This window comes from Streptomyces sp. NPDC031225 (assembly GCF_055570355.1).
Genome location: NZ_JBVIHJ010000002.1, coordinates 148402 through 163333, shown reverse-complemented (window position 1 = coordinate 163333; position 14932 = coordinate 148402). Strand labels below are relative to the sequence as shown.

Here is a 14932-nt window from a genome sequence, read left to right as displayed (position 1 = left end):
GGGGAGTGGGGGTGTGGCTCGGGTCGTGGAGTCGGGGAGCGGGGACGGGGTTCGGGCTGCGGAGTCGGGGAGCGAGGACGGGGTTCGAGTCGAGGAGTCGGGGAGCCTGGACGCCGTTCGGACTCTGGAGTCGCACAGCGCGGACGTGGCTCGGACCGCGGAGTCGGGAAGCGCGGGTAGCTCTCGTGTGGACGCGTCCGGGGGCGGAGAGGCGGCCGGTGTCGACGTGCGGCAAAGTCGGGCGGCCGGTGTCGACGTGCGGGGGAGCCGCGGGGCTGGTGACGACGTACCGGAAAGTCGGGGGACCGGTGCTGACGTGCGGGGGAGCCGCGGGGCCGGTTCGGGGGTGTTGTTGCTCGGGGTGCGGCATCACGGGCCCGGGTCGGCGCGGTCCGTGCGGGCGGCGCTGGACGCGGCCATGCCACAGGTCGTGCTGATCGAGGGGCCGCCCGAGGCCGATCCGCTGATCCCGCTGGCCGCCGAGGAGGACATGCGGCCGCCGGTCGCCCTCCTTGCCCATGCCGTGGACGAACCCGGCCGTTCGGCGTTCTGGCCGCTGGCCGAGTTCTCCCCGGAGTGGGTGGCGATCCGCTGGGCGCTGGAACACGCCGTCCCGGCCCGCTTCATCGACCTGCCCGCCACGCACACGTTGGCCTGGGGGAGGGACGAGGGGCCCGCCACCGTGACACCGGACGCGCCCGGTGCGGAACCGTCCGGTGAAGGCCCGGCCGCCGAGGACGGTGCTCCGGCCGACGAGCCCGCCCCTCACGACGCCGTACGGGTCGATCCGCTCGGTGTGCTGGCCGAGGCCGCCGGATACGACGACCCCGAGCGGTGGTGGGAGGACGTCGTCGAGCACCGGGGCGCGGGAGAGGGCGACGTGTTCGAGCCGTTCACCGTGCTGGAAGAGGCGATGGGGGTGTTGCGGGAGACGTACGGGACCGGGGGGCACGACCGGGACCTCGTCCGGGAGGCGTACATGCGGCTCCAGGTACGGGCGGCGCAGCGGGAGTTCGGGGACGACGTGGCCGTGGTGTGCGGGGCTTGGCACGTGCCCGCGCTGCGTCGGAAGAGCACCGTCGCCGCCGACAGGGCGCTGCTGAAGGGGCTCCCCAAGGTCAAGGCGGACATGACGTGGGTGCCGTGGACGTACCGCAGGCTGTCGCGGCACAGCGGCTACGGCGCGGGGATCGCCTCGCCCGGTTGGTACGGGCACCTCTTCGGCGCGCCGGACCGACCCGTCGAGCGGTGGCTGACCAGGGTGGCGGGGCTGCTGCGGGACGAGGACCGGCTCGTGTCGTCGGCGCATGTGATCGAGGCCGTACGACTGGCCGAGACGTTGGCGGCGATGCGCGGCCGGCCGCTGCCCGGTCTGACCGAGACGACCGACGCGGTGCGGGCGGTGATGTGCGAGGGCTCGGACGTCCCGCTGGCTCTGGTGCACGACCGGCTGGTTGTGGGCGACGTTCTGGGAGAGGTGCCGCAGGCGGCGCCCGCGGTGCCGTTGCAGCGGGACCTCGACCGGATCCAGCGGCGGCTGCGGCTCAAACCGGAGGCGCTGGAGCGGGAGTTGGAGCTCGACCTGCGCAAGGAGACCGACGCCGAGCGCAGCAGGCTGCTGCACCGGCTGCGGCTGCTGGGCGTGGCATGGGGTGAGCGGGCGGTCTCGCGGGGGAGCACGGGCACGTTCCGGGAGACGTGGCGGCTGCGGTGGGAGCCGGAGTTGTCCGTGCGGGTCGCCGAGGCGGGGGTGTGGGGCACGACCGTGCTCGCCGCCGCGACGGCCAAGGCGGAGGCGGATGCCGTCGCCGCGCCGGGCCTCGCCGACGTCACGGCTCTCGCCGAGTGTTGTCTGCTGGCCGAACTCCCGGGCGCCCTGCCGACGGTGATGCAGGTCCTCGCCGATCGAGCCGCGCTCGACACGGACGTCGGCCACCTCGCCCAGGCCCTGCCGGCCCTCGTCCGCTCCCTGCGTTACGGCGATGTGCGCGGCACCGACACCGGGGCACTGGCGGAGGTCGCGGCAGGCCTCGCCGAACGGGTCTTCGTCGGCCTGCCCCCGGCCTGCGCCGCACTCGACGCGGACGCGGCGGACGAGATGCGCCGCCATGTCGACGCCGTGCACGCAGCGGTGGGACTGCTGGGTGAGATGACGGCGCCGGGACAGGGCGACGACACGAGTGCCGCGCCCGCCGGCATACCGGGACGGGACAGCCGGGACGACCCCGCGGCCGTACCGGCGCAGGGTGTTCCGGACCGCGCTGCCGTGTCGGCGGTGGACGCCGCGGGACTGCGAGGCCGTTGGTTCGTGGTGCTCAGGGTGCTTTCCGGGCGGGACACCGTGCCCGGTGTCGTCCGGGGGCGGGCTGTGCGGCTGCTTCTGGACGACGGGGAGCTGGCGCAGGACGACGTGGCGCGGCTCATGGGGCTCGTGCTGTCGCCGGGGACGCCGCCGGGTGACGCGGCTGCCTGGATCGAGGGGTTCGTCGGGGGCGGCTCGGGGGGCGGAATGCTGCTCGTGCACGACGAGCGGCTGCTCGGACTGGTGGACGCGTGGCTCACCGGGGTGTCGGCGGAGGCGTTCACCGATGTGCTGCCTCTGCTGCGGCGCACGTTCTCGGCGTACGAGCCGGGAGTGCGCCGGACGCTGGGCGAGCTGGTCCGGCGGGGTCCGGAACAGCGGGGGAGCGCGGCGGGGACCGGCACCGGGATACCGGGCTTCGGGGACGACCTCGACATCGGCCGCGCGGACGCCGTGCTGCCGGTGGTGCGGCTGCTGCTCGGCCTGGACGACGACCCCGGTGACCATGCGGGCCACGTCGATCGCGCCGACCCGGGCGGGCGTGACGGCGACTTGGCGGACAGCGACGACAACGACCTTGCGGGGGTGGCGGGATGACGACCGATGAACCGCGGACGGCGAGCGGCGGGGGCGACCCGGCCGACGAGCGGTTGCGGCGCTGGCGGCTGGTGCTCGGTGGGGACTCGGCCGACGGAACCGGGCGCGAGCTCAGCGGTCGGGACGCCGCGATGGACGGGGCGCTGACCGCGCTCTACGGCAGGGGGGACGGGAAGGGGCAGACGGGCAGGGACCGTTCGGCGGGGCTCGGGGCGTCGGCACCGTCCGTGGCGCGGTGGCTGGGGGACATCCGGACGTACTTCCCGTCCTCGGTCGTCCAGGTCATGCAGCGGGACGCCATCGATCGGCTCGGGCTGTCCACGTTGCTCCTCGAGCCGGAGATGCTGGAGGCGGTGGAGGCCGACGTGCATCTCGTCGGCACGCTGCTGTCGCTCAACAAGGCCATGCCGGAGACGACGAAGGAGACGGCACGGGCGGTCGTGCGCAAGGTCGTCGAGGACCTGGAGAAGCGGCTCGCCACCCGCACCCGGGCCACGCTCACCGGCGCCCTCGACCGCAGCGCGCGGATCAACAGGCCGCGCCACCACGACATCGACTGGAACCGCACGATCTCGGCCAACCTGAAGCACTATCTGCCGGAGTACCGGACGATCGTGCCGGAGCGGCTGGTCGGGTACGGCAGGGCCTCACGGTCGGTGAAGAAGGAGGTCGTCCTCTGCATCGACCAGTCGGGGTCGATGGCGGCGTCCGTCGTCTACGCGTCCGTGTTCGGGGCGGTGCTGGCGTCCATGCGGTCGATCGACACGCGGCTGGTCGTCTTCGACACGGCGGTCGTCGACCTCACCGACCAGCTCGACGACCCGGTGGACGTGCTGTTCGGGACGCAGCTCGGCGGCGGCACGGACATCAACCGGGCGCTGGCGTACTGCCAGTCGCAGATCACCCGGCCCGCGGAGACGGTGATGGTGCTGATCAGCGACCTCTACGAGGGCGGGATACGCAACGAGATGCTCAAGCGGGTCGCGGCGATGAAGGCGTCGGGGGTGCAGTTCGTGACGCTGCTCGCGCTGTCGGACGAGGGGGCGCCCGCCTACGACCGGGAACACGCGGCCGCGCTCGCCGCGCTGGGTGCACCCGCCTTCGCCTGCACACCCGACCTGTTCCCGGAGGTGATGGCCGCGGCCATCGAGAAGCGGCCGCTCCCGATACCGGACACGGCGTGAACCCGGTGCGCCCGTTGGAGATTTGTCGACCTGGTGACCTGCTGCTTCGGCCTGCGAAACGGATATGACTACGCATCGGTAACAGGGGCTTGCGCAACCTCGGGCGCGCCGTGCAAGGATCGGAGTCTCCACAGTCTTCACGCTTCCGTTCCGTTTCCCCTCCCTTCCCTTTCGCCTGGTTCCGTCACATGGAAGGTTCCGACCTCTCTTGGCCCCGTCAGCAGCATGTCCCGGTGTCGCTGTGCGCGTCCTGCGCGTGGCGATCGGACGGCGTGCACTGCAAGTGGGGCTGCTTTTGGGCGGGTTGCTCGTGCTCGGCTTCCTCTGGGGGGAGCAGGCGCAGGCGGCGGACGGTATCGGGGCGTTGCCGGGCAGCGCGGTCGCCGGGCTGGTGAAACCGGCGGCCGAGGGCGCGGACGACGTGGCTACGGCCGTGGGGCCGGGCGCGGCTGCGGACCCGGGCGTGGGCACGGTCGCCGGCACACGCGTGGGTCCGGCGAAGGGCAGCGCCCTTGAGCCGGTTGCCCCCGTCTTCAGTTCGGCCGAGCCCGGCCATCGCCGTGCCGGTGCCTTCAGCCCCCGTAACCCGGTGCCCGACACCGTTCCCGACGCGCTCACCGACGTGCTCGCTCACCCGGCCGACGGCAAGGTTCTCCGTCCGGTGACCGAGGACCTCGTGGGGGTGGTGGGGGACCAGGTCGTGCGGCCGGTCGGAGAACTGGTCGAGACCGTGACCACGGGGTTGACCGGGACGGTCGGGATGTCGCCGCCGGCCTCGCTGCCGGAGTTGCCGCCGCTGCCGTCGTTCCCGCAGTCCCCGACGTGGCCGACCCTGCCCGGGGTTCCGGTCCGGACCCTGCCAGTGCCGACGCCGGTCACTTCGGCGCCGCGGTTGCAGCCGGGTGGTCACGCGGCAACGACGTCGGCCGATGAGAAGGGCCCCGTGGGCGCCGATGCCGGGTACGGGCCGCGGTTCTCCGGCCGGGACACCCTGACCGAGACTGTCACGCACACCTCCGCCCACCGAACCACCTCCTCCACCGCCGCTCCTGCGCCCGGGCACCGGGTGCCCTCCGACACCCCGGGCGGTGCCCTCGGCGGCAAGCCGGCGGTGGACAACGGCTCCTCGCGACACGGCGACGCGTATGCCGTCACCCTCATCCACCGGGCGGTGCCGTGGCTCGTGCCCGGTGCCGCCGCGGATGTCGACGCGGCCGGGACCCGGGACAGGCACCGGGACATCCCCGTCTTCCCCGGCTAGGACGCGTTCAGGGCAGGCCTTCCACCTTCCCCGCTGCTGATCTGCCGCGCGGGGACGGAACAGGTCTGACCCCACCGGGTCCATGCCTCATGCCTTTCCAGGCCCCTCACGATCCAGGGATCTGACGCACTCATGAACAAGAACTTCCGCCGTTCCATCGTCATGGCGACCGGAGTCACCGGTGACGTCGTGCCGCTCGCACGCGCTGTGGCCAGGTACGCCACTCACCTGGCGGACGGCGTCACCCGAACGGCGTGCTCGGCCCAACCCCTCCACCCGGGGCTACGCGCAGCGCAGGACCCCCACTCCCGCGACTGATCTCCCCACATCGCCGTGGGCATCCCGCGGCGAACCACTGACTCCGTGAGGCGACGGCCCCCCGGACGGCCGAATGCCGTCGGTCTGTCCACGCCGGAACCTCACGGGCGGGGCGAAGAGGTCCCCATTGGGGTGGGGATCAACGCCCCAGGCCCCTCACAGGGCCTGATCAAGGGCCTCACCGGGTAACCCCATCCCGGTGAGGCCCTTCCCCACGGCCGCCCCACGACCCCTACGGCACCCACGGCCCGACCGCGCCCACGGCCCGGCCTCGTCGCGGCCCCGTCGTGGCATCCGAGGCACCCACGGCCCCCGTCACCGCGCCCACGGCCCAACCCCGCCCGGTCGTAGCCCAAGCGCGCTTCCGTCGCCCGCCCCGGATCCGTCAAGGCCCGCCACGGACCCCCAGCCCCCCCCAGGGCCCCAAAACCGCCAGCACCGCCGACACTCCCAGGCGCTCCCAGGCACTCCCGCGCCCTCACCGCGGCCTCCCGCCCCCCGTCCCTGCACCCCCCGCTCCCGTACCCCCTCGACCCCTCACACACGGCACCCCGTGCCAGTGAGTGCGGCATCATGTGACAGGTATCACCGCTCAGGTGTGACCCTCGATTTAGGGGCCTCCCGCAAGCAGCGATAACCTGCGAGACGGACATGCCGCGCGCTCGGACACCGTGTGCGCCTCCCTTGTGACTGACATACGAAGCGGACGTCACGTTGCCCTCGCGGCACGCCCACGCAGACAACGAACCGCGAGATCACTGATAGGGACGGAAGCGCGTGGACCTGTTCGAGTACCAGGCGAGGGACCTCTTCGCCAAGCACGATGTACCGGTGCTGGCCGGTGAAGTCATCGACACGCCTGAGGCGGCCCGCGCAGCCACCGAGCGCCTCGGTGGCAAGTCCGTCGTCAAGGCCCAGGTGAAGGTCGGCGGCCGCGGCAAGGCCGGCGGCGTCAAGCTCGCCGCCACCGTCGACGAGGCCGTCGAGCACGCCACCAACATCCTCGGCATGGACATCAAGGGCCACACGGTCCACAAGGTGATGATCGCCGAGACGGCCCCGGAGATCCTGGAGGAGTACTACGTCTCCTTCCTCCTGGACCGTGCCAACCGCACCTTCCTCTCCATCGCGTCCGTCGAGGGCGGCATGGAGATCGAGGAGGTGGCGGAGACCCGCCCCGAGGCCGTCGCCAAGACGCCGATCGACGCCAACGTGGGTGTGACCCCCGAGGTCGCGCGCCAGATCGTCGAGGCCGCGAAGTTCCCGGCCGAGGTGGCCGACAAGGTCGCGAACGTCCTGGTCACCCTCTGGAAGACCTTCGTCGAGGAGGACGCCCTCCTCGTCGAGGTCAACCCGCTGGCCAAGGTCGCCTCCGGTGACGTCATCGCCCTCGACGGCAAGGTCTCCCTCGACGAGAACGCCGAGTTCCGTCAGCCGGAGCACGAGGCCCTCCAGGACAAGGACTCCGCGAACCCGCTGGAGGCCGCCGCCAAGGAGAAGAACCTCAACTACGTCAAGCTCGACGGCGAGGTCGGCATCATCGGCAACGGCGCCGGTCTCGTCATGAGCACCCTGGACGTCGTCGCGTACGCCGGTGAGAACCACGGTGGCGTGAAGCCGGCCAACTTCCTCGACATCGGCGGCGGCGCGTCCGCGGCCGTGATGGCGAACGGCCTGGAGATCATCCTGGGCGACCCCGACGTCAAGTCGGTCTTCGTCAACGTCTTCGGTGGCATCACCGCGTGCGACGAGGTCGCCAACGGCATCGTGCAGGCGCTGCAGCTGCTCGCGGACAAGGGCGAGGAAGTCACCAAGCCCCTCGTCGTCCGCCTCGACGGCAACAACGCCGAGCTGGGTCGCAAGATCCTCTCCGACGCCAACCACCCGCTGGTGCAGCGCGTGGACACCATGGACGGCGCGGCCGACAAGGCCGCCGAGCTCGCGGCTGCGAAGTAAGGGAAGAGGGACAGACACAGCCATGGCTATCTTCCTCACCAAAGACAGCAAGGTCATCGTCCAGGGCATGACCGGCTCCACGGGCATGAAGCACACCAAGCTCATGCTCGCCGACGGCACGAACATCGTCGGTGGCGTGAACCCGCGCAAGGCGGGCACGTCCGTGGACATCGACGGCACCGACATCCCGGTGTTCGGCACGGTCGCCGAGGCGATCGAGAAGACGGGTGCGAACGTATCCGTCCTCTTCGTACCGCCGGCCTTCGCCAAGGCCGCCGTCGTCGAGGCCATCGACGCCGAGATCCCGCTCGCGGTCGTCATCACCGAGGGCATCGCGGTCCACGACTCGGCCGCGTTCTACGCGTACGCCGGGTCCAAGGGCAACAAGACCCGGATCATCGGCCCGAACTGCCCCGGTCTCATCACCCCGGGCCAGTCGAACGCCGGCATCATCCCGGGCGACATCACCAAGCCGGGCCGTATCGGCCTGGTGTCGAAGTCCGGCACGCTGACGTACCAGATGATGTACGAGCTGCGGGACATCGGCTTCTCCTCCGCCGTCGGCATCGGTGGTGACCCGATCATCGGCACCACGCACATCGACGCGCTCGCCGCGTTCGAGGCCGACCCCGACACCGACCTGATCGTGATGATCGGTGAGATCGGTGGCGACGCCGAGGAGCGGGCCGCGGCCTTCATCGCGAAGAACGTGACCAAGCCGGTCGTCGGCTACGTCGCGGGCTTCACCGCGCCCGAGGGCAAGACCATGGGCCACGCCGGCGCCATCGTCTCCGGCTCCTCCGGCACGGCCGCCGCGAAGAAGGAGGCCCTTGAGGCCGCGGGCGTCAAGGTCGGCAAGACGCCGACCGAGACGGCCAAGCTGGCGCGCGAGATCCTCGCCGGCTGAACAAGTACCCCGCTGTACGTCTTTGGGCTCGTTCCGTCATTCGGGGCGGGCCCATCGGCGCGTTACGGGGTGCCGGGTTCGGTCGTCGGGCGGCTGCGGGTGCGTCGTGGCCGGTCGCGCAGTTCCCCGCGCCCCTAGGTGGGTACAGCCGGGCAAGTGTCGACCTCACCCACTCAGGGGCGCGGGGAACTGCGCGACCGGCCCCCACCGGCCCGCGCTCAGCGACCGTCCGGTACCAGCCTCTCCGGACCGCTCGCCATCGACTCCCGCAGCTTCTCCCGCAGTTCCGCCTCCGCCTCCGACAGCGGACCCTGCCCCACCCGCGGCGGCACGCCCTGGATCTCCGCCCCCGGCGCGACCGGCGGCTCGTAATGCGTGGGAGCCGTCCGCAGCGTGAGCGCCGTCGTGCCGATCAGCGCCACCGTGAACGCGATCGCCGCCCGGGTCCAGAACCGTGCCCGGCGCTCGCTCCCGGTCCTCACCGCGAGCGGCTGCGCGGCCCGCAACCGTTCCACGGAGGCCAGCACGGTCAGGCCGTCGTGCAGGTCGGACGGGTCGGCCAGATCGGGAAGCCGGGCCGCGATCGCCGAACGCGCGTTCATCAACCGGTACGCAGTCACCGGTGTACTCGCCTCCGTCTCCGCCGCCGTCTCGGGAAGGTCGAGGCCGACGCCGTCGTACAGCAGGAGCGTGCGCCGCTGTGATGGCGGGAGCTGCAGGAGTACGGCCATCAGCGCGCGGGCCGACGGGTCGGCGACGGGTGCCTCGGGGTGGCGGTGGCGAGGGCGGAAACGGTGCCAGGGGGAGAGGGCGTACTCGTACGCCATGATCCGCACCCAGCCCGCCGGGTCCCGGTCCACCGCCACCTCGGGCCAGCGCTCCCAGGCGAGTTGGAAGGCCCGTTCGACCGACTCGCGGGCGAGTCCGCGGCGGCCGGTGAGCAGATACGCCTGCCGGACGAGCGCGGGGGAGCAGAACGCGTACAGCGCGTCGAAGGCCTGAGCGGGCGTCAGGGGGGCGGCGGGGGACTCGGGTTCGGGCCGAGGTTCCGTGGGCTGCCACTGAGGCCCCGTCTGATGTCCTGTCTGGTGCCCCGTCACCTCCGGCGCGGAGAGGGGGGTCGCAGGGTTCTGCGTCACAGGGCGCCCCTTCGGACGAAAAAGTACATAGTCGTATATTGGGCGACACATCGGTGGTTCGCTTGTTACGACGAGAAAGCGCGTGTCGTTGGGAGCATGGCGGTCGTGATCCAGATGACCGCTCGCCGCACGTCGTTGTCGCCCCTGCTCATCCGGTTGCGCGACCGGACACCCGGCCTGGCCGCCGGCCTCCTGGGCGGCGCGGTGGCCGCCGGGCTCGGACTCGGTTCGTTCGCCGTGCTCGTGATCGTGCTGTGGATCAGTTCGCCGTATCCCGACAGCGGGCCGGGCGGCGCGCTGCACGTGGCCGCCGCCCTGTGGCTGCTGGCGCACGGGGTGGAACTGGTCCGCGCGGAGACGCTCTCCGGTGTCCCCGCCCCTGTCGGTCTCACCCCCCTGCTGCTGCTCGCGCTGCCGTTGTGGCTGGTGCACCGGGCGGCGCGGGACGCGGCCGGCGGGGACGAGGAGTCGCCCCTGGTGCCCGCGCGGACGGCGTGGGCCGGGGTCGTGCTCGGATACCTCGCCGTCGGCGCGGCCGCCGCGCTGTACGCGTCGGGCGGGGCGCTGCGGCCCTCCTGGGCGTGGACCTGCGTGTGCCTGCCGGCCCTCGTCATGGGCGCGGCCGGGGCAGGGGTGTGGACGGCGTACGGCCGGCCCTCCGAGGCGGTGGACGCCGTACTGGTGCTGCTGCCCGCGAGTGCACGTCGGCTCGTGCTCGGGGTGGAGGCGCGGGCCCGGCTCGGCGCGGCGGCTCGGGCCGCGGGGGCCGGGGCGGCGGTGCTCGTCGGGGGCGGGGCGGTGCTGCTGGGGGTGTCGCTGGTGGTGCACGGTGGGACCGCACGGGCGTCGTTCCTGCAGTTGACGGAGGGGTGGTCGGGCCGGTTCGCCGTACTGCTCCTCTGCGTGACGCTGGTGCCGAACGCCGCGGTGTGGGCGGTGAGTTACGCCGTCGGGCCCGGGTTCGTGCTCGGGGCCGGGCATGTCGTGGGGCCGCTGTCGTCGGATCCCGCGCCGTTGCTGCCGCCGTTCCCGTTGCTGGCGGCGGTGCCGGAGGCGGGGGCCGGGGGGCCGGTGCACTGGGCGGCGGGGGCGGTGCCGTTGGTGGCCGGGGTGGTGGCGGGCTGGTTCGTGGGGCGCGCCGGCAGCGGGCGCCCGGGGGGTACGGAGGGCGCGGCGTGGTCGCGGCGACGGACGGCGGGTGCCGCCTGGTGGGCGGCGGTGTTGTGCGCGGCGGCGGTCACCTTGCTGGCCGCGTCGGCCGGAGGGCCGCTGGGAGAGAGCGCGCTGGCCCGGTTCGGGCCGGTGTGGTGGCAGGTGGGCGGAGCGGCGCTGGCATGGCTCGCCGGAGCGGCGGTGCCGGTGGCCCTCGGGGTGCGGGCCTGGCGGTGCCGGACCCGGGGCGGGGTACGGGGGTGGCTCCCGCGGCGGAAGACGACGGCCGCGCCCGGGACCGGACCGGTGGAACCGATGAATCCGGTGAAGATGCCCGCCCCGCAGGACCCCCTCCCCCACAACCAGGACGAGACCGACGACCGAGACGGCACCTATGACCGAGACAGCCTCGACGACCGAGCCGACGCCTACGACCAGGACGACACCTACGAGCCGTACGACTTCCTGCCCGCCGCGCCCACGGCGGGGACCGGTCCCTCGCCGACGCCCTGGCACGAGGACGTGTCACGCGAGAACCGCTGGGCCGCACTGAAGGAGGCGGCCACCCCCCTGGAGAAACCCCTGACGAAACCCCTCGAGAAGCCCCCGGCCGCCGACTGACCGTCGCCGGGACGCGGAGGTCGGGGGAGGTCCGGGGAGCTCCGAGGCGTCAGTTGTCCATGCCCGGCAGGTTGCGCACTCCCTTGGGGAGCAGGTCGGAGCAGGACTGCTCCGCCGCGTTGGTGAGGGCGTCGTTCCGGCAGGTGTAGTAGTCGCTGTACGCGAGCTGCATGACGAAGCCGGCGGCCACCAGGACGATCGCCAGGGAGGCCGTGACCAGGCCGCTCATCGCCGCCGTGGTCTGCGGGCGGGCCGACTGCGGCGGCGTCGGGGTGTCGGGGTCGGTGGCGCCGGGCTTGGCGCGCAGGGCGCTGATGGCCCAGTACAGGGCAGGACCGCCCAGCAGCAGGGCCACGTACGGCCAGCCGAAGAGGGCGAAGAAGAAGGCCCACATACCGGAGAGCAGCGAGTAGCGGGCGCGGCGCTGGGCGGGGTCCGTCGGGTCCCAGCGCTGGTTCGGACCCGAGGTGCCCTGGCCTTCGGGGCCCCCGCCGGGACCGGCGCCCGGGCGCTGCCCGAAGCCGCCGTCGGAGCGGCCGGGCTGGCGGTCGCTCCACTGACTGCCCCACGGCGTGTGGCCGCCGTTTCCGTTGTCCTCGCCCTGGCCCCGGTCGTCGTCCGAGCCCTCGGGACGGCGCGGCTGCCACGGACGGTCCGGGGTGCCCTCGGGCGGCGGGGCGAACGGGTTGTCCTCGTCGGCCGTACCGCCCCGGCCGCCGTTCTTCTTGCCGGAAGGGCCCGAGGGCGCGTCCGGCGGCGAGGCGGGCTGTTCCCGCAGCAGCATGCCGCTGCGCTCCCCTCCCTGCACGGACTGCCGGGGGAGTGTGAGGAGTCGCAGGCTGCGGTCCGACATCAAGTGAGCGTCTTCCCCTTGAAGGATGTGGCGTGCACGGCTACGTGAAACGAACGGGAACGGTTCGTCCGGCCCGCCGACGCGAGCCGTCATCCCGTGAACGCGGCGCACGCCATCCGCGTTCCCGTACCGGTCCCTCCCAGACGCTACCTTCCGGCCACGCCCCCGTCCCGTGGGGGCCTTCCGGTGTGCCGGTATCGTTGCTGACGTTCGGCCGCTTCGTAGACTTCCCCGTATCCGGGGGCCCGAAGCATTCGTACGACCGTACAAACGCTCCCCCGAGAAAGGGCCCCGCCGTGGCCGCCAAGCCCGTGGCCGAGCAGGCCAAGCCGGTCAAGCGCCTGGTCGTGCTGGTCTCCGGATCCGGTACGAACCTCCAAGCGCTGCTTGACGGCATCGCGAAGACCGGGCCCGAGGCGTACGGCGCCGAGATCGTGGCCGTCGGCGCCGACCGGGAGAACATCGAGGGGCTCGCGCGGGCCGAGCGGGCCGGGCTGCCGACCTTCGTGTGCAGGGTCAGGGACCACGGGACCCGCGAGGAGTGGGACGCCGCGCTCGCCGAGGCCGTCTCCGCCCACGCACCCGACCTCGTGGTGTCCGCCGGGTTCATGAAGATCGTGGGCAAGGAGTTCCTGGCCCGCTTCGGCGGGCGGTTCGTCAACACCCACCCCGCGCTGCTGCCCAGTTTTCCGGGGGCCCACGGAGTGCGCGACGCGCTCGCGTACGGAGCCAGGGTCACCGGCTGCACCGTCCACTTCGTCGACGACGGCGTCGACACCGGTCCGATCATCGCCCAGGGCGTGGTGGAGATCCGGGACGAGGACGACGAGAGCGCTCTGCACGAGCGCATCAAGGAAGTCGAGCGCAGACTGCTCGTCGAGGTCGTGGGGCGGCTCGCCCGCAACGGCTATCGCATTGAGGGACGAAAGGTAGTTATCCAGTGACCGCCGAGAGCATCGAGAACGGCAAGCGGGCCATCCGTCGCGCGCTCGTCAGCGTCTACGACAAGACCGGGCTCGAAGAGCTCGCCCGCGGGCTGCACGAGGCCGGTGTGGAGCTCGTCTCCACCGGGTCCACCGCGGGCCGTATCGCCGCCGCCGGTGTCCCCGTCACCAAGGTCGAGGAGCTCACCGGCTTCCCCGAGTGCCTGGACGGGCGCGTCAAGACCCTGCACCCGCGCGTGCACGCCGGCATCCTCGCCGACCTGCGGCTGGACAGCCACCGCGAGCAGCTCGCGGAGCTGGGTGTCGAGCCGTTCGACCTCGTCGTCGTCAACCTCTACCCCTTCCGCGAGACCGTCGCCTCCGGTGCCGCCCCCGACGAGTGCGTCGAGCAGATCGACATCGGCGGCCCCTCCATGGTGCGTGCCGCCGCGAAGAACCACCCGTCGGTCGCCGTGGTCACCAGCCCCGCGCGGTACGCGGACGTCCTCGCCGCGGTCAAGGACGGCGGCTTCGACCTCGCCGTCCGCAAGCGGCTCGCCGCCGAGGCCTTCCGGCACACCGCCGAGTACGACATCGCGGTCGCCAGCTGGTTCGCCAGCGCCTACGCCCCCGCCGACGAATCTCCCTTCCCGGACTTCATCGCCGCGGCCCTGGAGCGCAAGAGCACCCTGCGCTACGGCGAGAACCCGCACCAGCCCGCCGCGCTCTACGTCGACGGCACCGGTGTCGGTCTCGCCGAGGCCGAGCAGCTGCACGGCAAGGAGATGTCGTACAACAACTTCACGGACACGGATGCCGCCCGCCGTGCCGCGTACGACCACGCCGAGCCGGCCGTCGCGATCATCAAGCACGCCAACCCGTGCGGTATCGCGGTCGGTTCGGATGTCGCCGAGGCGCACCGCAAGGCACACGCGTGTGACCCGCTGTCGGCCTTCGGCGGGGTCATCGCCGTCAACCGGCCGGTGAGCAAGGAGATGGCGGAACAGGTCGCGGAGATCTTCACCGAGGTCATCGTGGCGCCCGACTACGAGGACGGCGCCCTCGAAGCCCTCGCCAGGAAGAAGAACATCCGCGTGCTGAAGGCCCCGGCCGCGCCCGCGCACCCCGCCGAGGTCAAGCCCATCGACGGCGGCGCGCTCCTCCAGGTCACCGACCGCCTCCAGGCCGAGGGCGACGACCCGGCGAACTGGACCCTGGCCACCGGCGAGGCCCTCGGTGCCGCCGAACTGGCCGACCTGGCGTTCGCCTGGCGGGCCTGCCGGGCCGTCAAGTCCAACGCGATCCTCCTCGCCAAGGACGGCGCCTCGGTCGGCGTCGGCATGGGACAGGTCAACCGGGTCGACTCCGCGAAGCTGGCCGTCGAGCGGGCCGGTGCCGAGCGCGCGCAGGGCTCGTACGCGGCCTCGGACGCCTTCTTCCCGTTCCCGGACGGTCTGGAGGTTCTCCTGGAGGCCGGTGTGAAGGCGGTCGTCCAGCCGGGCGGCTCGGTCCGTGACGAACTGGTCGTCGAGGCCGCCAAGAAGGCCGGCGTCACGATGTACTTCACGGGGACGCGGCACTTCTTCCACTGAGACACCTGAGCGTGGGGGGGGGGGGGGGGGGGGGGGGGGGGCCGGGCGGCCCCCCCGCCCCCCCCGCCCCCCCCCCCACAGCGTGGGCGCCACCTCGCGCCGGCCCTCCCCTCCCCCACCTCTCCAT

Annotated in this window: 11 protein-coding genes; 9 read left to right on the top strand and 2 right to left on the bottom strand. The window is 72.6% G+C overall.

Annotated elements, in window-relative coordinates; all coding sequences use genetic code 11:
- Positions 1 to 418 precede the first annotated feature (418 nt).
- The 6 genes from ACZ48Z_RS03595 to sucD all read left to right on the top strand — a co-directional run bounded on the left by ACZ48Z_RS03595 (position 419) and on the right by sucD (position 8525).
- On the top strand, positions 419 to 2899 hold the full coding sequence (locus ACZ48Z_RS03595; RefSeq protein WP_468734134.1) for a DUF5682 family protein: 2481 nt from the start codon (positions 419 to 421) through the stop codon (positions 2897 to 2899).
- The gene (locus ACZ48Z_RS03590) at positions 2896 to 4083 is read left to right on the top strand and encodes a VWA domain-containing protein (protein ID WP_468734133.1); all 1188 of its coding nucleotides are present in this window, start codon (positions 2896 to 2898) and stop codon (positions 4081 to 4083) included. Before ACZ48Z_RS03595 ends, ACZ48Z_RS03590 begins: the two co-directional genes overlap by 4 nt.
- Before the next feature lie 283 nt (positions 4084 to 4366).
- A complete protein-coding gene (locus ACZ48Z_RS03585) occupies positions 4367 to 5344 on the top strand; it encodes a hypothetical protein (RefSeq protein WP_468734132.1) in 978 nt (325 codons plus the stop codon).
- Positions 5345 to 5476: 132 nt separating this feature from the next.
- The gene (locus tag ACZ48Z_RS03580) at positions 5477 to 5662 is read left to right on the top strand and encodes a hypothetical protein (protein ID WP_468734131.1); all 186 of its coding nucleotides are present in this window, start codon (positions 5477 to 5479) and stop codon (positions 5660 to 5662) included.
- Between the two features lie 777 nt (positions 5663 to 6439).
- Positions 6440 to 7618 (top strand): ADP-forming succinate--CoA ligase subunit beta, encoded by a 1179-nt coding sequence (sucC, locus tag ACZ48Z_RS03575; protein WP_468734130.1) that lies wholly within the window; start codon positions 6440 to 6442, stop codon positions 7616 to 7618.
- 22 nt (positions 7619 to 7640) lie between these two features.
- Positions 7641 to 8525 carry a succinate--CoA ligase subunit alpha gene (sucD, locus tag ACZ48Z_RS03570; RefSeq protein WP_468734129.1) on the top strand — a complete coding sequence of 295 codons (885 nt, stop codon included), beginning with the start codon at positions 7641 to 7643 and terminating at the stop codon, positions 8523 to 8525.
- Between the two features lie 218 nt (positions 8526 to 8743).
- Here sucD and ACZ48Z_RS03565 read toward each other — a convergent pair whose 3' ends face one another.
- A complete protein-coding gene (locus ACZ48Z_RS03565) occupies positions 8744 to 9664 on the bottom strand; it encodes a SigE family RNA polymerase sigma factor (RefSeq protein ID WP_468734128.1) in 921 nt (306 codons plus the stop codon).
- Positions 9665 to 9760: 96 nt separating this feature from the next.
- Between ACZ48Z_RS03565 and ACZ48Z_RS03560 the strand changes: the two genes are divergently transcribed.
- Complete coding sequence (locus ACZ48Z_RS03560; protein ID WP_468734127.1) at positions 9761 to 11437, top strand: cell division protein PerM; 1677 nt, start codon at positions 9761 to 9763, stop codon at positions 11435 to 11437.
- A 49-nt stretch (positions 11438 to 11486) separates the two neighbouring features.
- Here ACZ48Z_RS03560 and ACZ48Z_RS03555 read toward each other — a convergent pair whose 3' ends face one another.
- Positions 11487 to 12290, bottom strand: coding sequence for a hypothetical protein (locus tag ACZ48Z_RS03555; protein WP_468734126.1), 804 nt, complete (start codon positions 12288 to 12290; stop codon positions 11487 to 11489).
- A 296-nt stretch (positions 12291 to 12586) separates the two neighbouring features.
- Here ACZ48Z_RS03555 and purN point away from each other — a divergent pair, with 296 nt between their 5' ends.
- A complete protein-coding gene (purN, locus tag ACZ48Z_RS03550; RefSeq protein ID WP_468734125.1) occupies positions 12587 to 13234 on the top strand; it encodes a phosphoribosylglycinamide formyltransferase in 648 nt (215 codons plus the stop codon).
- Positions 13231 to 14805: a bifunctional phosphoribosylaminoimidazolecarboxamide formyltransferase/IMP cyclohydrolase gene (gene purH, locus ACZ48Z_RS03545; protein WP_468734124.1), complete on the top strand. Its 1575-nt coding sequence runs from the start codon at positions 13231 to 13233 to the stop codon at positions 14803 to 14805. The genes purN and purH overlap by 4 nt, the downstream gene beginning before the upstream one ends.
- Positions 14806 to 14932 lie beyond the last annotated feature (127 nt).